We start from the raw sequence: 19,065 nt of genomic DNA on the forward strand, positions 1-19,065 counted from the left end.
CATGGCGTTTGATTCCTTTGCATCGTTTATTGCCATGGAAGGTCATGGGCCCTATGTCTGGGCCTGTTATGGCGTTTTCTTTCTGCTGATGGCCGTTTTGGTTCTCTGGTCACTCCGCAGCAAACGTGCAGCTGTTGAAGCATGCCGGCGCCGGTTCGAGACTACCAGTGACACAGGCCGCGAAGCGGCTACCGGGGCGTCTGCGACGTTCGCCCGGGTGAATGTTTCCCAAGACTGAATGGCAGGTAATTAATGCATCCTATCCGTAAAAAGCGGCTCACCATCGTACTGTTCCTGATTGCAGGCATTGCGTTGGCAGTAGGGCTGACCACATATGCCCTGAGGCAGAACATCAACCTCTTCTATGACCCAACGCAAATCGCTGCTGGCGAAGCTCCCGTTGATGTCCGTATCCGTGCCGGTGGCATGGTGAAGGAGGGCTCTGTTGTCCGGGATCCAGGCAGCCTGAAAGTCGAGTTTCAGGTAACCGACTTCAATCAATCGGTACCTGTGCAATATGAGGGTATCCTGCCGGATCTGTTTGCCGAGGGGCAGGGCGTGGTTGCCATGGGACGTCTGGATGAAAATGGACGCTTTGTCGCGGATCAGGTTCTGGCCAAGCATGACGAGAATTACATGCCTCCGGAAGTTGCGGATTCCCTGAAAAAGAATGGTTCTATGGGCCAGGCCGGTGAAACGGTAGAAGCGGCCACTAACTGAATGCACCACACCAACGCCTGATAGCTGGAGGCACAGATGTATCCGGAACTCGGACAGCTTGCACTGATTCTCGCGCTGTTGCTGGCAGTGCTACTTTCCGTTGTCCCTCTCGTAGGGTCGATTACTGGCAGGGATAATCTCCAGGCGTTCGCACGCCCCCTGGCTTCCGGGCAGTTTGTTTTTATTGCCCTGGCGTTTGGCATATTGACCCACGCCTTTATGACTGACGATTTTTCAGTAGCCTACGTGGCGAACAACAGTAACAGCATGCTGCCCTGGTACTTCAAGTTCAGCGCCGTCTGGGGCGGTCATGAAGGTTCACTGCTGTTGTGGATACTGATGTTGTCCGGCTGGACACTGGCGGTGGCTATCTTCAGCCGGCGCCTGCCAGCGGAAATGATTTCCCAGGTGTTGTCTGTACTGGGCATGGTGGGTGTGGGTTTCCTCCTGTTTATCATCATCACGTCGAACCCCTTCGACCGTCTGCTGCCAAATGTGCCGGCCGATGGCACCGATCTGAATCCGCTGCTGCAGGATTTCGGGCTGATCGTTCATCCCCCGATGCTGTACATGGGGTATGTTGGATTTTCCGTCGCCTTTGCGTTCGCTATTGCTGCCCTGATCAACGGGCGTCTTGACGCTGCCTGGGCTCGCTGGTCCCGTCCCTGGACGACGGTCGCCTGGTCTTTCCTGTCAGTTGGTATTGCATTGGGTAGCTGGTGGGCATACTACGAGCTTGGCTGGGGAGGCTGGTGGTTCTGGGATCCTGTGGAAAATGCGTCACTGATGCCGTGGCTGTCGGGTACCGCTCTGATGCATACCCTGGCGGTTACTGAAAAGCGTGGCGTGTTCAAAAGCTGGACAGTACTCCTGGCGATTGTCACCTTTGCTCTCAGCCTTCTGGGTACCTTCCTTGTTCGTTCAGGTGTGTTGACCTCGGTGCATGCGTTTGCGTCGGACCCCGAGCGTGGCGTGTTCCTGCTGGCGCTGCTGGGAATTACCATGTTCGCGAGCCTGGCTCTGTATGCGTTCCGGGCACCGGTGGTGCATGTGCGTGCCAGCTACGGAGGCCTGTCCAGGGAGGTGTTCCTGCTGCTGAATAACGTGTTGCTGGTGTCTGCGACGCTGCTGGTTGCCATCGGCACTCTGTATCCGCTGGTACTGGACTACCTGGAACTTGGCAAACTGTCTATCGGTGAGCCGTTCTTCAATACCACGTTTACACCGCTGGCAGTGGCTACAGCCCTGTTGCTGGGCGCCGGTATTTTTTCCCGCTGGAAGAAAACAGACGGCGGATGGCTTGCCCGAAAGTTGCTCTGGCCGCTGGCCATCAGCGTCATTGCCAGTACTGTGGTGATTCTGGGATATGGCAGCTTCAAGCCATGGGCGCTTGTGGGTGTGTTCAGCGCCATGTGGATTGCTGTCGCCACCTTCTGGGATCTATGGGAAAAGTCCGATTCCCGAAAGGGCCGGGTACACGGGCTGAAGCGTCAGTCCCGAAGTTACTATGGCATGATCCTTGGACACCTGGGCCTGGCAATCACCATTGCCGGCGCAACCGTGGTGTCCAATTACGGTGTCGAACGTGATGTTCGCATGGTGCCGGGCGACACCGCCACCGTGGGTGACTACCAGTTTGTGTTCCGGGATATCGGGCAACGTCAGGGCGCTAACTTTACCGCTCAGTACGGCAGCTTCGATGTGGTACTCGATGGTAAGCGGATCGCTGAATTGCATCCCGAGAAGCGCCAGTACCCGGTGGGCATGAGCGTGATGACAGAAGCGGATATTGATGCGGGCCTGTTCCGGGATATCTTCGTAGCCATTGGTGAGCGTCTGGACGATCAGGCCTGGGCCATCCGGCTTCAATACAAGCCATTGGTACGTTGGTTGTGGCTGGGCGCCCTGTTCATGGCTGCAGGCGGTTTCATGGCAATTTCCGATCGCCGCTACCGTATTCGTTCCCGTGCGGATCAGAAGGCGGAGGCAAAGTCTGCGCCCACATCCTCTGAAGATCCTGCCGGAGCTGTGTCATGAAGCGTGTTTTGCTGTTTCTCCCTCTGGTCGTTGCGCTGGTTCTCGGGGTGGTTCTGTTTGCGGGTATCGGCAAAGATACGACCACGCTTGAGTCAGCTTTGATTGGTAAACCTGTTCCCGCCTTTACGCTGGCGGATCTCCATGACGCTGGTCTTGAGCGCAGCAATGACGTTCTCAAAGGTAAGGTTCAGCTTCTCAATGTCTGGGGCACCTGGTGTCCTGCATGCCGGGATGAACATCCGGATTTGCTGCGCCTGGCAAAGGAAAAGGGGGTGTCCATTGTGGGTCTCAACTACAAGGACAACCGGGAAGATGCTCTGGTTTGGCTGAATCGCCTCGGCGATCCGTACAGCACATCCCTGTATGACCCGAAGGGGACGCTGGGCTTTGACCTGGGCGTATACGGTGCTCCGGAAACCTTTGTGATTGATGCCGGTGGTGTGGTTCGCTACCGCCACGTGGGTGTCGTGAACCAGCAGGTCTGGGAAGAAACGCTGCTGCCGGTGATTAACGAAGCGAAGGGGAATGGCTGATGTTGCCCAGATGGTTGGCCGTTTTAATGCTTCTTTTCAGCGGAGCTGCCTTCGCTGATGTGGCAGACGTTTATGACTTCGATAGTGCGCAGCAGGAAGAACGCTTCCAGTCGTTGATTGAGGAGCTGCGCTGCCCCAAGTGCCAGAATCAGAACATTGCTGATTCAAACGCACCGATTGCCAGGGATATGCGTGATGAAGCCTATCGCATGATGCGTGACGGGGCTTCCGAGGACCAGATTGTGGATTCTCTGGTAGCGCGGTTTGGTGAATTTATCCTGTACAAGCCTGCCGTGGAAAAGCGCACCATCCTGCTCTGGGCGACGCCTTTCATTGCAGTGTTTGGTGGATTACTCGTGGTGATTGGCGTGGTTGTGCGGTCCCGGCAGTCCGGCCAGAAGGCCCCTGCATTGAGCGCGGAAGAAAAAGCCAGGGCCGCGCAGATTCTCGATGGTGATGAACAGGACAACCGTTCCTGATCCATACGCCCCACGAACACTTGATTTGAACCAGTGACGATAAGCTTCATGACCGAAACATTCTGGATTGCCGCAGCGGTACTGATCATCCTCGCCATCGCTTTTGTTCTTTACCCGGTTTTGTTCCATCGGACCGGCTCCACGGAACGAACTGACCTTAAAAATCAGAACCTGATGGCCTATCGGACTCGTCGGAAGGAACTCGATGAAGAGTTTGAGGCTGGTGCCCTGGACGAAGAAACCTATGAGCAGATGAAGGAAGAGCTCGCTGGTAGCATGCTTGATGATGTGGAAGAAGGCAGCTTTCGTTCATCCCTTAGCAGTGGGCGCCGCAGCGCAAGGGTCGTAGGCCTACTGGCCATACTGCTGATCCCGGCAGCAACCTTTTTGTTGTATGAGGAATGGGGTGCCATGGACAGGGTAGAGCAGTACATCACCATGCAACAGATGGGAGACTCAAACGCTGCGCGTGCCGAGCAGATGAGCGGTTTGGTTGAGCAGCTCCGGGACAAACTCGAAGCGAGCCCGGATAACCCGGATGGCTGGGCGATGCTGGGCCAGAGTTATATGCGCCTCGAACGCTACAGGGATGCGGCCTGGGCCTTCCAGAGACTGTCGGGTGTAACGGACACAGAGAGTTCCCGGGCGGTAGCTCTGGGGTTGGCGGCGCAGGCCCTGTTCTTTGACAGCGAGGGCGAGCTGACGCCGGATGTCACTGCCGCGATTGATGCGGCCCGTGAAGTCAATCCGGATGAAGTTAATGCGCTCGGCCTACTTGGTATTCACGCCTTCAGTCAGGAACAATACCGTGAAGCCATCGGGTTCTGGGAACGTATCATTTCGGTAGCGCCAGACCACCCGCAGATCGCGGCGATTCAGGGCGGTATCGATGAAGCATACCGTCGCCTGGGTGAAGAGCCGCCTGCGCAGGAAATCGCCACATCTGGCCCGGGGGTAACGGTTAGAGTCGCTTTGGACGATGCCTTCAAGGGCCTGGTCCCTGAAGACACAACGCTGTTTATTTTTGCCCGTCAGGTCGGAGGTCAGGCGGGTCCTCCGCTGGCCATTGCACGCCTCAGTGCCTCGTCTTTGCCGGTGGAAGTGCGGCTGGACGATAGTCGTTCAATGTCTCCTCAGGCAAAAATCTCAGCCGTAGATGAAGTGTTGATCACCGCCCGGTTGAGCCGCTCGGGAACCGCTATGGCACAACCGGGTGATTGGCAGGGAAGTATTGTCGACCCGGTTGCTGTCACAGATGGAAATGGGGATGTGGTCGAAGTTGTGATTGATAAGCAGCTGACGAACTGATTAACCGGTGTATCCTGACAGCGTGATACCCTCAGGCTGTCAGGTTTTTCGGATACAGGGGTGGCAAGGCTGTTTCCTTCCTGGCCTTGCCCTTGCTCTTACCGCTACGCAAGTGCTGTAGTAATACAGCCAGTTTTTTACCGTCCCATCCCTCGATACGACCTTCAGCCGCAAACAGGTGCGACTGCAAATCCGCGAACGCAGCTTGCAGTTCCGGGCTCGCGGTATGACTGATGGCTTCCGACGCAGTGCGGAAGTTGTGGCCCGGAAACGCCAGATTCATCCACCGAAGCATGAGTGCCGGGGAGCTTGCGGAACCTGTCCTGATGGCATCCACAAGCTCGTCGAACACTTGAGATTCCTGATTTCCGGCTTTGGTCACCGGAGTGGTTGCTTCGCCGGAACTCCGTTTGTGGGCCGCCCACCACGCAACCAGTGTCACCAACCATAGACCGCCGAAGGCCAGAGCCAGTAATTGCCATACTGGCTCACCTGAATCTTGTGGGGTCCGGGGTGCGGGTTCCTGACGTTCCGACGTCGTGGGCTCGGGCGATTCCGGGGCTGGTGCCACGGGTTTAGCGGCAGCCGGGGCGGCACCTCCCACTTCCAGTATCTTGGCATTGAGTACTGCATATTGCTGGCTATCGGTATCCGTATCCCACCAGGGGATACGAATTTCCGGCAGCGTCATTTTCCCGGGCTTCACGGGCACCAGTGCGCTGGTCTGACTCAGTGTGGACGTCAGCCCCTCTTGTGTCTTGATAGTGGAGCGTTCCGGCTGGTCAGGATAGCTCCTGAGTCCTTCAGGCACTTCATCGGGAATAGGAGGCAGCGCTTCGGAGGGCAGGCCCTTGGCTTCCAGAGACAGCTCCCGGGTGAGATTCTCTCCGGTGTCTACTTTCATCGTGGGTGGCAGACCGGACTCGGAGAGAGTCAGATCACTGGCGGGTAGCCAGGTGTCGCCGGTGAAACTGGCGGGAATATCCTTGACCGGCACATCATAAAGTTGCTCGCTGTCCCTCAGGAAAATCAGCTTGCCCTCGGTGTCCCGGGCCTGACCTTCAAATTTGATAGCAGGCAGGGTGAGAGTACCTGGCTGCTGGGGGAACAGGGCGTAGCGCCGTTCTACCACCCGGTAACGAATGCCATCCCTGTACCGGGAGTATTCTGTTTGCTTTCCAAGCGGCTCGATAATCGCGTTCGGGTGTTCCGGTTCGGACAGGTCGCCACGAATCAGGTTGCCGCTGAAGAACAGGCGAACGGTCAGCGTAAGCTGTTCCTGAACATAAACTTCTGCCTTGTCGGCGGCCAACTCGATAAAGCTGTCCCTGGCACTGGCCGGGTCCTGTTGCGGTGGCGTTCCGTCAATGACCTCAATGGTAACCGGCTCAGACGTTGCGTCTCGGAAGGTCAGAGCGGGAATGGTCAGTTTGCCGGTGCTCTCGGGAGCCAGCTGGTAGGTCCAGGTAATTTCGCCCACCATGTCATTGTTGACAGTACGAATGCTGTACCGCTGATTCCGGGAGAGAATCCTGAAGTCCGGTTCCACCTTTTCGATATCCGGATTGGGGAGGTCAGACAGGTTGAAGTCGAACAGATTGCTCAGGTTGATATCCAGCTTCATCGTGCCTTTGACCGTGAGCGTCACCACTTCGCCCTCGTAGAGCTGGGTCCGGTCCGGTTCAACCCTGAGTTCCTCCGCGTGGGATGCCATTGCTTGTAATGTCAGGACAAGAAAGACGGCAAGTGGAAAGAAAAGCCGTTTTACCATGGTGTATCGCCCTCGTCGGAAGGTGTTTGCCGTTCCTGGTATTGCTGCAGGAATTTTCGTCTTAGCAGGCCGCCGGGATTGTCCGGGACTCGCCTTAGCCATTGTTCCTGACCCTGGCTCAGAGGCTGTTCGGAAATCTCGGAAGGGGCCTGTGAAGTGGGCTCAGAAGGCTGCTCCGTCTGGTTACTGTCGTCAGCTTGCTGCGGCTGTTGTGGCTCGCTTTGTTGTTCTGACGACTCGCCGTTCTGCTGTTGTTCAGATTCGGACGGCTGCTGTGATTGCTCACCCTTGTCCTGCTGATCATTCTGGCCGGATTGGTTCTGTTGCTGCTGACCATTCTGATCCTGATTGCTTTCGCCGTCCTGATTTTGCTGTTGATCCTGCTGGGACTGGTCTTGCTGGCTACTGTTCTGGTTTTTTCCGGATTTGTTCTGTTGTTGCTTTTGCTGCTCAAGTAGCTTTTTTACCAGATCCCGGTTAAACGTGGCGTCTTCCATGTCCGGATTTTGGGAAAGTGCTTCATTGTATGCATCAATGGACTCCTGGAGCTTACCCGCTTTGGCCAGTGCATTGCCGCGGTTGAAATCTGCCCTGGCCCCGGGCACCTGAGCGAAGGTGCGGGCAGCTTCATCAAATTGATTGGACCGGTACTGGGCGGAACCTCGCCAGGCAGGGCTATCAAGGTTTTTAGCTGCCTGCTCAGGATCTTGCTCAATCAACGTCGGGGCGCGCTGGTCTTCCCGCTGCCACAGGCTGTCCCAGTCCATGGCTTGTGCCGGTTGTGGCGTCGACAGTGGCAGCAAAATGACAGCGATAACGGCAAATGCTCCGCGTCGCCAGCCAAGCACTAACAAGGGCAGAATAAGCCATAGCAGCCAATAGCCGTCATCCTGCCAGCGTCTCACGGTCAGATCTTCTTCCGGGTCCTGCCATTTACCGTCGGTGTTGAAGCTGTCGAGGCTGTCAGGACTCAGTCCGAGCGCCTGAATATCGGTGTCATCGAGGGTCAGGGTATGGCTGGCACCATGGGTTTTGCTGGCGAGAAAGGCTAACCCCTCCGGGTCGGCCTTGCTAATGACCACGTCACCGTTGTCCCGGATAAATCCCCGTTTGGCAAGTGGGATAGGGCCTCCGGCCCGGGTGCCAATTGTTAGGGTACTCAGCGAAAACCCGGTGTCTGCAAGGCTCTCGCGGATAGTGTCGAAATAGCGGGCCTGAATGTCGTCACTGAGTAGCAGAATGCGTCCTTTGCCTGGCGCTCCCTGCTGTAGTAGCGCCTTGGCCTGTTCAATGGCAAGATCTGCGCGGTTACCCGCAGCTGGCATGATCATGGGGTCCAGAACGTCCAGCATGGCCTCAATCGTTTGCCGGTCGTCCGTCAGCGGCGTGACGACATGGGCGTCAGCAGAAAAGACAATCAGGCCGTTCAGACTGCCTTCCCGGGTCGCGAGAATATCGCGGATTTTGCGCTTGGCCAGGGTCAGGCGATCAGGCTCCACATCAGTGGCCAGCATGGACAGTGAAAGATCCAGCACGATGACCAGGCTGTCACCAGGTTTCTTCAGGGGTGTTGGAGCCTCCCTCCAGGCCGGGCCGGCGAGGGCAATCGACAGCAATGTCATTGCCGCTATAGCGGGTAGCACCGGAGACCGGCGTTTCGTCCCTGCCTGGCCATTGTGCCTGAGCAAGGGGGTGAGGAACGCCTGGGGAATCAGCCGCGACCAGCCACTGTCTCCGGATCGAAGATGCCGAATGGTCAGGTACAGTAATGGAACCGCTAACAGCACCAGCAACCAGACCGGCCGCAGAAAATGAAAATCAGCCATCAAGCCCTCCCTCAACAGATTGCCCAGGAGAATGGCCACGAGAGCCCCCACGAGTCTCACGTTTTTCCCGCACAGCCACAATAAACCTGCCCAACAAAAACATCAGCCAGAGTATTCCCGCGGCGCCGGCAGGCCATACGAAGAGTTCGGTTACGGGGCGATAAAACTTGCCTTCAAGCTCGATGGGCTCGAGTTGATTGATGCTTTCGTAGATCATTTCCAGTTCCGGCAGGCTTCTGGCCCGGAAATACTGCCCACCGGTTTGCTCGGCCATCCGGGTCAGCAGGGCTTCGTCCAGGTCACGGGACGGGTTAACCCTGCGGGAACCCAGAAAGCCGCTCTGAATCATGGATTCAGCGCCAATTCCGATCGTGTAGAGGCGAACGCCGGCCGCTTTGGCTATTTCAGTCGCTTTGTCCGGTGTGATCTCGCCGGCGGTATTGGCTCCGTCTGTCAGCAGAATCGCTACCCGCTGATCCTGGGGTCGGTCACGCAGGCGCTTGATGGACAATCCAACAGCGTCTCCGATAGCCGTTGCACGTCCTGCCATACCCAGGCCGGCCTCTGTCAGCAGCGTCTTCACGGTTTTCAGATCGAAGGTCAGCGGCGCCTGAACGTAAGGTTCTGTGCCAAACAGGATCAGCCCCAGGCGATCACCTTGCCTTCGGGTAATGAAGTCATCCAGTACAACTTTCACCGCCTGCAGGCGGTTAATGCTACGCCCCTGAACAACCATGTCCTGTTCGTCCATGCTGGGCGAGATATCTACCAGTAGCATGAGATCTCTCCCTGTGACGGGCAACTGGACCTGTTCACCCACGTGCTGCGGGCGGGCCAGGGCGAGTACAAGAAGACACCATCCCAGCAAAAGCAGCAACTGGCGCCACAAGGGCGTTGCATTACCTCGATGGCTCACACCTGGCAGGTCGGAAAGCCAGTGCCCCATGGGCAGCACCGGAGCGTCCACCGCTTGCCGGTGGGATCGCCACCAATACAGCAGCAGAGGGATCACGGTCAGGAGCAGCAGCCAGGGGTAGGCGAGGTTCAGCATTTCTGGCCTCCCAGCCACTGGCGGGCAAAGCTTATGGCAAGAATCGGATCGGCATGTGTTGCAGGTTGCCAGGCACTGTGAACGATAGCCTCCACAATCTGGCGCGAATCGGCATCACCATCCGGAGAGGTCTGCAGCAGAAAACGAATCCAGTCGTCGCCGGACAGAGCCTCCGGGTGTTGATCCCTGTATCGTTCCCGGGCGGCCTGCTTGAGCAGAGTGTTGAGCTGTGCAAACCATTGCGGATTCCTGCTTGCACGGCTTTCCAGCTCACCGAGCTGTCTCCTGGCAAGCCTTAGCCACCGACATTTTCTGTGCCGGCGCATAATGAACCAGACGGCGGCAGCAATCACGAGCAGAAGACACAGAGCAAGCAGCCACCAGCCTGGTGCGGGCGGCCAGAAACCGCCCGTTTCCGGGAGATGAATATCCCTGAGTTCGCCGAGGGTAGACTGTGGGTTCATCCGATTCGTCCCCCGGGCCCCAGCAGAGGTTTCAGGGCCGTCGCCGGGTTTTCGGCAGTGGACAGAGTGGCCGAGCTTACCCCGGACATCCTGAAGCAGCTTTCCAGTGCCTGCTCATGTTCTTCCAGTTTTTGCCGCCAGGCGCTTTGAAACCGTGAATTGGAAGCATCGAACCAGACCGGCCCATCGGGGCCTGCGACGGCGAATCGCCCGCTTTCCGGCATGTGTTGTTCAAGGGGATCGATAATGCGAAGGGCGCTGACCGTATTGTGTCTGGCAAGGGCACCAAGCAGCGTGCCAGTGTCGCCGGAGATATTCATAAAATCACTGATAACGAAGATCCGGCTGCCGGTGTGGGCAACCCGTCGGACTTCCGCAATGGCCTGATCCAGCCCAAACGCATTTTCTGCAGACATCTCCTTCCCTTCGTTCTGTCCGGGGTGTTGTTGCAGCTTCGCAAGCGTGTCGAGGAACTGAAGAACGGACTTTTTGCGGCGCGCAGGGCGTTGGACGATGAGCTCCCGGGTGTTAAAGACAATGCCTCCGACCTGATCGCCTGCCCACAACGCCAGCCAGGCAAGAATGGAAGCCGCCTGAGCGCAGCGTACCTGCTTGTAGGCGCCGGTACTGGCAAAGAACAGGCTGGGTCCGAGATCGCACAGGAGCAAAACGGGGCGTTCCCGTTCCTCTTCGTAGAGTTTGGTGTGGGGGGCTTGCCGGCGGGCTGTTACCCGCCAGTCGATACTGCGGATATCATCACCAGGCTGGTATTGGCGAACTTCCGCGAAAGCCATCCCCCGCCCCCTCTGTGGAGAGTGCTGTAGTCCAGCCTGACGACTCCGGACCTGGCGGGCAGCAGGCAGCTTCAGAGCCCTGGCGTCCGCCTGTAGCCGGATCAGATCGGGAAGACTGATGGTTATTTCGGCCATTACGCGGTGACCGGCACCCGGTCAATCAAACGTTCGATTACGGTGTCTGCCGTCATGCCCTCGGCCTCAGCCTCAAAGGTCAGCAGGATTCGGTGGCGCAGAACATCGAAAGCCATGCTCCTCACGTCATCTGGAGTCACGTAATCCCGACCGTCGAGCCATGCCAGGGCCCGGGCGCATCGGTCGAGGGCAATGGTACCCCGGGGACTGGCACCGAATGCGGTCCAGCGGGCCAGTTCCGGATCCAGGCTGGCGGCGTCACGGGAAGCCAGTACCAGAGCAAGCAGATATTTCTCGACGGCTTCGGCCATGTAGATTTCCGCAACCTCGCTGCGAGCGGCGAAGACTTCCTCTGCAGACAGGCGAATGTCCGCTTTGGGCTGGCCCTGGCGATAGTCGTTCCGTGCGAGATGCAGGATAGCCCTTTCGGATTCCGCGTCGGGATAGTCAATCACCACATGCATCAGAAATCGGTCCAGCTGGGCTTCAGGGAGGGGGTAGGTACCTTCCTGTTCAATCGGATTCTGGGTGGCCATGACCATAAATAGTTTGTCGAGTGGGAAGGTTTGCATGCCCACGCTGATCTGGCGTTCACCCATGGCTTCGAGAAGCGCTGACTGTACCTTTGCCGGTGCCCGGTTTATTTCATCGGCGAGCACCAGATTATGGAAAATAGGACCACGCTGAAATTCGAACAGCCCCGTTTCGGCCCGATAGATTTCGCTTCCGGTGACATCGGATGGCAGTAAGTCCGGGGTGAACTGGATGCGATGGAAGTCGCCCTCAAGATGATCTGCAAGGGCTTTTATGGCGGTGGTTTTTGCGAGCCCTGGAGCGCCTTCGACGAGCAGGTGGCCATCTGCAAGCAAAGCGATCAGAAGCCGCTCTACCAACCGTTCCTGGCCAATAATCCGCTTGGCCAGCTGATCCCGTAATTCACCGAACGTATTCTGTAACGACATGAGAAGTGATTGCCCCTCTTTTGAGGATGATCTGAGGTATCCGGATCTTGCGTAAGTAGATGCCGCAGTTTTTGCGTCTGGGGAGCAAAAATCAAGGGCTTGACTATGCTTAAGTGACAATACATCGATTACGTTTATTTCACGTTAACTGAGGTTCGACATGAATGCGCTGACAGTGGCCAGCAAGGAACAGTTCTTTGAACAGTTGGCTGAGGCTTTCTCCCAAAAAATCGCAAAAACAGAAGCTAAGAAGATCAGCGAATTTGCCAAACAGCATTATGCACATATCCCCCTCGAGGAGCTTGTCAGTCGACGATTCTCGGATACCTATGGTGCGGTACTGGCCGCCTGGCAGTTTCTCCAGAAGCGGAGTGGTGAAGAAACGCCGGTATCTGTTTTTAATCCGGATCTTGAAAGTGACGGATGGCAATCGACCCATACCGTTGTTTTTATCCTGCATCCGAACATTCCATTCCTGATCGACTCGCTTCGAATTGCGATCAATCAGCGGGAAATCGGTACCCATTCAATCCAGCATTCGATTCTGCAGGTCGAGCGGACCAAAGAGGGCAAACTCAAAAAGTTGCTGCCCACGAAGAAAAGCAGTTCCGGCGCGGAATATGAGGCTTTCATTGTGCTGGAAATCGACCGGCACAGCGACCCCGAGGATCTTAAGGCGCTGGAAGACGCGTTGCAGACTGTATTGCACGAGGTTCGTATCGCAGTGTCGGACTTCCCGGTGGTGACGGAGAAGGTCAGTGAAATTCTCACGGGTCTGGATAAAACCAAAGCGGGAATATCCGACGAAGAGAAGGAAGAGGCCCGTGGATTCCTGCACTGGTTGTTGCAGGATCATTTCACTTTCCTGGGTTATGACGAATACGATTTTGCGAAGGACCGGAGCGGGATTGTCGTGAGAAGGGTCGAGGACTCGGAGTTGGGTATTCTCCGGGTTAACAATGAACGACCGGACCGTGTGCGGCTGAATGAGCTGCCTCAGCGCACCCGTCATGAAATGACGCGCACCGACGATATTTTCATCTTTGCCAAATCGGCCCAGCGTTCCCGGGTCCACCGTCCTGCCTACCCGGACTACATCGCGGTCAAGAAGTTCAACGCCAAGGGGGAAGTGGTCGGAGAGCGCCGTTTCCTTGGTCTCTACACGGCCCGGGTCTATAACGAGCGGCCGGACGAGATTCCCCTCCTGCGGCGGAAATTTCAGCGGGTGATGAAAGAATCCGGGTTCCTTACGGATGACTACGCCGGTAAAGAACTGGAACAGATTCTGACTCTGTACCCCAGGGATGAGTTATTCCAGATCAAGACCGATGAGCTATTGAAGGTCGCCAAGAGCATTCTCTATATCCAGGAGCGTCGCCGGATTGAACTGTTCATTCGTGAAGATGTGTATGGCCAGTTCGTGACCTGCCTGGCGTTCTTCCCTCGGGATATCTACAACACTGAGTTGCGACTCAGGGTCGAGCAGGTATTGATTGATACGCTCGGTGCCGAGGATGTGGAATTTGTTACGCATTTTTCCGAATCAGTGCTGGCCCGCGTCCAGTTCACCATCCGCGTGCCCCAGGTCGAGAACCGCCAACTCCCGGTGGCTGAAATCCGGGAGAAGGTTATAGCGCTGGCTCAGTCCTGGCGGGACGGGCTCTATGACGCGCTGAGTGAAACTTACGGCGAGGAACAGGGTAACGAGTTATACCGGCTCTGGGCCGGAGGTTTTCCTGCCAGTTACACCGATATGTTTTCGCCGCGCCGTGCTGCGATTGATCTGGAGCATATCTCCACGGCCGCCCGTCAGGGTGATCTGGCGATGAGTTTTTATCGTGCTCTGGAAGAAGATGAAAGCACGCTGCACTTCAAACTGTTCTTCCCGGATCAGCCGCTGCCGTTATCGGACGTGATGCCGATCTTTGACAACCTGGGATTCCGGGTGTTGGGTGAGCATCCCTTTGAAGTGATTGATCGGAGCGGTAAGACTGTCTGGATTCATGACTTTGCGCTCAAGGCTCATTCAGGGCGTATTGTGGACATTCATCGTATCCGGCCGATTTTTGAAGACCTGTTCCGGCGGGTCTGGCACGGTGATGCCGAGAATGATGCGTTCAACCGGATGCTGCTATCGTCCTACATGAGCTGGCGGGAAATTGCGCTGCTCAGGACCTATGCCCGATACATGCGGCAGATTCGCTTCTCCAATAGTCAGACCTTTATTTCAAATACCCTGGTCAACCACGTGGAGCTGACCCGGATTCTGCTGGATTACTTCGAAGTGAGGTTCAATCCGGACAAAAACCAGAGCGAGGCCAAGAGCAAAGCTGCTCAGCAGAAACTGGAAATCGAATTCAATGCGGGGCTGGACGGGGTCGACAACCTGAGTGAGGACAGGGTACTCCGGCTATACTTGGAGTTGATGCAGGCTACTCTCCGAACCAACTACTTCCAGCCGGATTCTGATGGGGGAGTCAAACCATACATCAGCGTGAAATTCGATCCGTCCCGCATACCGGACATGCCGCTGCCATTGCCGATGTTCGAGATCTTCGTGTACTCACCAAGGGTGGAAGGTGTGCACCTGCGCGGCGGTAAGGTCGCCCGCGGCGGGCTGCGTTGGTCTGACCGGTTCGAGGACTATCGCACAGAAATTCTCGGGCTGGTGAAGGCTCAGCAGGTCAAGAACGCGGTGATTGTGCCGGTCGGCGCCAAAGGTGGTTTTGTTGCCAAGCGCCTCCCGGACCCATCCGACAGGGAGGCCTTCCAGGCCGAGGGTATCGAGGCCTACAAAACCTTTATCCGCGGGCTGCTGGATATCACCGACAACCTGGTCGATGCAGGAATTCAGCCGCCAGAGAGCGTGGTACGCCACGATGAGGACGACCATTACCTGGTGGTTGCGGCGGACAAGGGTACGGCAACCTTCTCGGATATAGCCAATGGTCTGTCGGCTGAATACGGCTTCTGGATGGGTGATGCCTTCGCCTCCGGAGGCAGCAATGGTTACGACCACAAGAAAATGGGCATCACCGCTCGGGGTGCCTGGGTGTCTGTGGAGCGCCACTTCCGGGAAATGGGCATCAATCCGGCCCTGGACGAATTCACTGCCATTGGTATCGGTGATATGGGCGGGGACGTATTTGGTAACGGCCTGCTTTGCTCTGAGAAGACGAAACTGGTGGCAGCGTTCAACCATATTCACATTTTTGTCGACCCATCACCGGACCCTGAAAGGAGTTACAAGGAGCGCAAGCGTCTGTTCGAGTTGCCCCGTTCTGCCTGGACAGATTACGACAGCAAACTGATTTCCAAGGGTGGCGGCGTGTTCAGCCGAAATGCCAAGTCCATTCCCCTGAGCCCGGAGATCCGGAAGCTACTGGGAATCAAGGCTGACAGGGTACCTCCCAACATGCTGATCTCTCACATTCTCAAGGCTCAGGTGGATTTGTTGTGGGTTGGTGGTATCGGAACCTATGTGAAGGCCGCTTCCGAGTCCCACAGCGATGTCGGCGACAAGGCTAATGACGGCCTCCGCATCAACGGATCGGAGCTGCGATGCAAAGTTGTGGGTGAGGGGGGCAATCTGGGGCTGACTCAGCTTGGCCGTATCGAATATGCCCTGAAAGGCGGTCGCCTCAACACCGATTTCATCGACAATTCCGGTGGCGTGGACTGTTCGGATCATGAAGTAAACATGAAGATCCTCCTGAACCAGGTGGTCTCCATGGGCGACCTCACAGACAAGCAGCGTAATGCGATGCTTGAGGAGATGACTGATGATGTGTCTGCTCTGGTACTGAAGAACAACTACCGGCAGACCCAGGCGATCAGCATTGCCAGCGAAGATGCGGCATCACGGCTTGAGGAATACCGTCGCTTGATGAATACCCTGGAAAGCGAGGGCAAACTCAATCGTGCCCTCGAATTCCTGCCGGATGATGAAACCCTGTCTGAACGGAAACTGGACAAGAAGGGCCTGACCCGTCCTGAACTCTCGGTGCTGATTTCATACGTGAAAGGGGATCTTAAGCAGGCGCTGGTCGAGAGCACATTGCCTGATGAGCCGCTGCTGGCAGGAGAAATGTATAAGGTATTCCCGCGTGGGCTGACTCAGAAATTCTCGCAAGAGCTGGGTGAGCACCAGTTGCGGAGAGAAATCGTGGCCACCCAGATTGCCAATGACATGGTCAATCACATGGGGATTACTTTCGTTGAACGGCTGAATCAATCCACTGGAGCGGATGCCGGGTCGATTGCACTGGCCTGGATCATTGCCCGGGATGTGTTCCGCATTGATAACTGGTGGGACAAGATCGAAGCACAGGATTTTCATGTTTCCGCCCAGCTCCAGATGGAACTCATGCAGGAGTTGATGAGGCTGATGCGCCGCTCTGTGCGTTGGCTGCTGCGTAATCGCCGGGCGGAGCTCAGTATTCAGGCTCACATGGAACGTTTCGCCGACAGCGTCTGGGCGATTACGGCCGGCTTGCCTGAGTATCTGGGCGAACAGGCCCGTACCGATTGGGAGAAACGTCACCAGGCGCTGGTCGACGCCGGCTTGCCCAAGGAACTGGCTTCGGTGGTTTCTGGTACCGATTACCTGTATTCGTCTCTGGGCATCATTGAAGCCAGGGAAGCGACAGGGATGCCTCTCAAAACCGTGGCGAACCTCTACTACGAGCTCGGCGATAAACTCGACCTGGACTGGTTCGCCAATGCCATCGCTACCCTGGCGCCGGCGTCCCACTGGCAGGCGCTGGCCCGGGAAAGTTTCCGCGAGGACCTCGACTGGCAACAGCGGGCGTTGACCACCGGGGTATTGAATCTGGCCAGCAAGCCAAAGGATGTACCGGCGAGTGTGGAGAGCTGGTTGAAGTATCATGAGCCGATGATCGAGCGCTGGAAATCCATGCTGGCTGAACTCAAGAGTGTTCGGGAGCCCGAATATGCGATGTTCTCGGTCGCTTTGAGGGAGCTACTTGATCTTGCGCAAAGTACGATTCACTCCTCGCAGCCGGACAGCGGGGAACAGACTAACTGAGTATTGCTTTGTGGCATCGGGTCGCGTTCAATCACGACCCGACACTCATTGATGGATATGTACTCATGGGGCAGTTAGACCACCTTCTGGATAAGAACCGCGCCTGGGCCAATGGTATCAAGATGGCCGATCCGAAGTTTTTTGATCGGCTGTCCAATCAGCAGGCTCCGGAATACCTGTGGATTGGTTGTGCGGACAGTCGCGTACCTGCCAACCAGATTGTGGATATGGTCCCTGGCGAACTGTTTGTTCATCGAAATGTGGCGAATGTCGTCGTTCATACCGATTTTAACTGCCTGTCGGTGTTACAGTTCGCCATCGAAGTGCTCAAGGTTCGCCACATCATGGTCGTTGGCCACTATGGCTGCGGTGGTGTCAAAGCTGCGTTGCGGAATGAGGGATTCGGCCTTATCAGCAACTGGCTGCGTCACGTTCAGGATGTACGGGATCGTCATCAGGATGTGCTGAATGCGATTACCAGCGAACAGGACCGGGTCGATAGGCTCTGTGAACTGAACGTTCTGGAGCAGGTCGGTCACGTATGCCAGAACAACATCGTTCATGAAGCCTGGGGACGGGGACAGCCGCTGACAGTTCATGGGTTTGTTTACGATGTCGCTGACGGCATTCTTCGGGACATGGGGCTTTCGATTTCCAACGAAGAAGAACGCGAACGCATCCAACAGCGCGCGCTGGAAGAACTTGTCCAGCGCCCTGTCCGTGCTGTTCGTCAGAAAAACGTTTAAAAGGCTTTATCATTTTACATGTCCTTATCCAATTCCTTGCCCAACTCTCATGAAGCACTGCTTCGTAACCGCGATCTGTTGACCGGCCGGGTAGCGCTCATCGGTCCCGCCTCCCCCTCAATTCTTGCCGAGTTGCCTGCAGGCGGCATTGCTGTGAGCGAGCATGCCGGCCAAGTAAAGGCGCTTGAAAGCCAGGCTGACTGGCAAATCTGTTATGGCTACGACGTGTCCGCGCTGCAACCTGCGAGTTGCGATGTGGTGTCGATATTCCTCCCCAAAGTGCGAGCAGAGCTGGATTTGAGGCTGGCACTGGCTCGCTGGCTCGGTCGTGATGGCGCAACGATCATCCTGGTGGGAGAAAAGAAAGAAGGTATTGCCGGGGCCATCAAGCAGCTGCGGGCGGTCGCTCCGGACGCAGGAAAGATCGACAGCGCACGACATTGCCAGGTGTGGACGGCAACCAATTCGGCCCCGCTGGAGCGCTTTGAGATTGCCGACTGGTTCGAGTGGCATACAGTCAGCAACAGTGGGGTTTCCCTGCAGATCGCCGGGCTGCCGGGCATCTTCAGTAAGGGCGAACTGGATGATGGTACCGCACGACTGCTGGACTCCCTGGCAGAGGCACCGCTGAAGGCTTCAAAGGTACTGGATTTTGCCTGTGGCGCCGGGGTTGTCGGTGCCTGGCTTCAGGGCTGGCAGGCGGCTAACGACAAGCCGGTAACACCGGTTGATGCGGTGGATGTACAGTACCAGGCGGTTACTTGTGCCCGGGCAACCTATGATCGAGCCGGGGCCAAAGGGGACATCATCGCGTCGGATGGTTTGAGTGAACTGGAAGGTCGCTGGTCGGCCGTCGTGACCAACCCTCCTTTCCATGCCGGCGTTAAAACCGATACCTCAATGACCGAGAACTTCCTTCGGGATGTGGCTCGCCATCTGACGTCCGGAGGTGAACTGCGCCTCGTGGCAAATACGTTCCTGCCCTATGAAACCATGATCAAGCGATTTGTCGGCCCGGTTGAGCGACTATACGAAGATCGAAAGTTCACCGTCTACAGGGCTGTGCGCAGATAAAAAAAAGCCCCTGGGGTGAGGGGCAAAAGGTTCGCGTCCAAAACAACGGAGCCAACCGGAAAGGTTTGATGTGAACAGTTTCCAATCTAGGGTTAATTTCTAGAATAATCAGCCTAAA

General features: G+C 56.5%; 15 protein-coding genes. 9 read left to right on the forward strand and 6 right to left on the reverse strand.

What is annotated here, in order from left to right; translation table 11 throughout:
* Position 1 precedes the first annotated feature (1 nt).
* From ccmD to ccmI, 6 genes are read left to right on the forward strand one after another with little or no spacing between them, the layout of a single operon-like run.
* Complete coding sequence (gene ccmD / locus FWJ25_RS05365; protein ID WP_149599235.1) at positions 2-238, forward strand: heme exporter protein CcmD; 237 nt, start codon at positions 2-4, stop codon at positions 236-238.
* A gap of 14 nt (positions 239-252) precedes the next feature.
* On the forward strand, positions 253-720 hold the full coding sequence (ccmE, locus tag FWJ25_RS05370) for a cytochrome c maturation protein CcmE (RefSeq protein ID WP_149599236.1): 468 nt from the start codon (positions 253-255) through the stop codon (positions 718-720).
* 36 nt (positions 721-756) lie between these two features.
* Complete coding sequence (locus FWJ25_RS05375) at positions 757-2,757, forward strand: heme lyase CcmF/NrfE family subunit (protein WP_149599237.1); 2,001 nt, start codon at positions 757-759, stop codon at positions 2,755-2,757.
* Complete coding sequence (locus FWJ25_RS05380; RefSeq protein ID WP_149599238.1) at positions 2,754-3,290, forward strand: DsbE family thiol:disulfide interchange protein; 537 nt, start codon at positions 2,754-2,756, stop codon at positions 3,288-3,290. Before FWJ25_RS05375 ends, FWJ25_RS05380 begins: the two co-directional genes overlap by 4 nt.
* Before the next feature lie 26 nt (positions 3,291-3,316).
* Positions 3,317-3,769, forward strand: coding sequence for a cytochrome c-type biogenesis protein (locus FWJ25_RS05385; RefSeq protein ID WP_246166662.1), 453 nt, complete (start codon positions 3,317-3,319; stop codon positions 3,767-3,769).
* Positions 3,770-3,817: 48 nt separating this feature from the next.
* Positions 3,818-5,077 (forward strand): c-type cytochrome biogenesis protein CcmI, encoded by a 1,260-nt coding sequence (gene ccmI / locus FWJ25_RS05390; RefSeq protein WP_149599240.1) that lies wholly within the window; start codon positions 3,818-3,820, stop codon positions 5,075-5,077.
* A 31-nt stretch (positions 5,078-5,108) separates the two neighbouring features.
* Here the strand turns inward: ccmI and FWJ25_RS05395 are convergent, their stop codons facing one another.
* The 6 genes from FWJ25_RS05395 to FWJ25_RS05420 are packed head-to-tail and all read right to left on the reverse strand — an operon-like array spanning position 5,109 to position 12,080.
* Positions 5,109-6,791, reverse strand: a complete 1,683-nt coding sequence (locus FWJ25_RS05395) for a BatD family protein (protein ID WP_246166663.1) — start codon at positions 6,789-6,791, stop codon at positions 5,109-5,111.
* A gap of 50 nt (positions 6,792-6,841) precedes the next feature.
* Entirely contained in the window at positions 6,842-8,674 is a 1,833-nt protein-coding gene (locus tag FWJ25_RS05400; protein WP_188093571.1) for a VWA domain-containing protein, read from the reverse strand.
* The gene (locus tag FWJ25_RS05405; protein ID WP_149599242.1) at positions 8,667-9,725 is read right to left on the reverse strand and encodes a vWA domain-containing protein; all 1,059 of its coding nucleotides are present in this window, start codon (positions 9,723-9,725) and stop codon (positions 8,667-8,669) included. Before FWJ25_RS05405 ends, FWJ25_RS05400 begins: the two co-directional genes overlap by 8 nt.
* Positions 9,719-10,189, reverse strand: a complete 471-nt coding sequence (locus tag FWJ25_RS05410; RefSeq protein WP_149599243.1) for a DUF4381 domain-containing protein — start codon at positions 10,187-10,189, stop codon at positions 9,719-9,721. Before FWJ25_RS05410 ends, FWJ25_RS05405 begins: the two co-directional genes overlap by 7 nt.
* Positions 10,186-11,118, reverse strand: coding sequence for a DUF58 domain-containing protein (locus FWJ25_RS05415; RefSeq protein WP_149599244.1), 933 nt, complete (start codon positions 11,116-11,118; stop codon positions 10,186-10,188). The genes FWJ25_RS05410 and FWJ25_RS05415 overlap by 4 nt, the downstream gene beginning before the upstream one ends.
* Entirely contained in the window at positions 11,118-12,080 is a 963-nt protein-coding gene (locus FWJ25_RS05420; protein WP_149599245.1) for an AAA family ATPase, read from the reverse strand. The genes FWJ25_RS05415 and FWJ25_RS05420 overlap by 1 nt, the downstream gene beginning before the upstream one ends.
* 160 nt (positions 12,081-12,240) lie before the next feature.
* On the opposite strand from FWJ25_RS05420, the gene FWJ25_RS05425 reads away from it, so the two are divergent.
* The 3 genes from FWJ25_RS05425 (at position 12,241) to FWJ25_RS05435 (ending at position 18,947) form a co-directional block, all read left to right on the forward strand.
* A complete protein-coding gene (locus FWJ25_RS05425; RefSeq protein ID WP_149599246.1) occupies positions 12,241-17,127 on the forward strand; it encodes an NAD-glutamate dehydrogenase in 4,887 nt (1,628 codons plus the stop codon).
* 65 nt (positions 17,128-17,192) lie between these two features.
* Complete coding sequence (gene can, locus FWJ25_RS05430; protein WP_149599247.1) at positions 17,193-17,873, forward strand: carbonate dehydratase; 681 nt, start codon at positions 17,193-17,195, stop codon at positions 17,871-17,873.
* 18 nt (positions 17,874-17,891) lie between these two features.
* Positions 17,892-18,947 (forward strand): class I SAM-dependent methyltransferase, encoded by a 1,056-nt coding sequence (locus FWJ25_RS05435; RefSeq protein WP_149599248.1) that lies wholly within the window; start codon positions 17,892-17,894, stop codon positions 18,945-18,947.
* Positions 18,948-19,065 lie beyond the last annotated feature (118 nt).

Source organism: Marinobacter salinexigens, assembly GCF_008370345.1.
Taxonomy (GTDB): Bacteria; Pseudomonadota; Gammaproteobacteria; order Pseudomonadales; family Oleiphilaceae; genus Marinobacter; species Marinobacter salinexigens.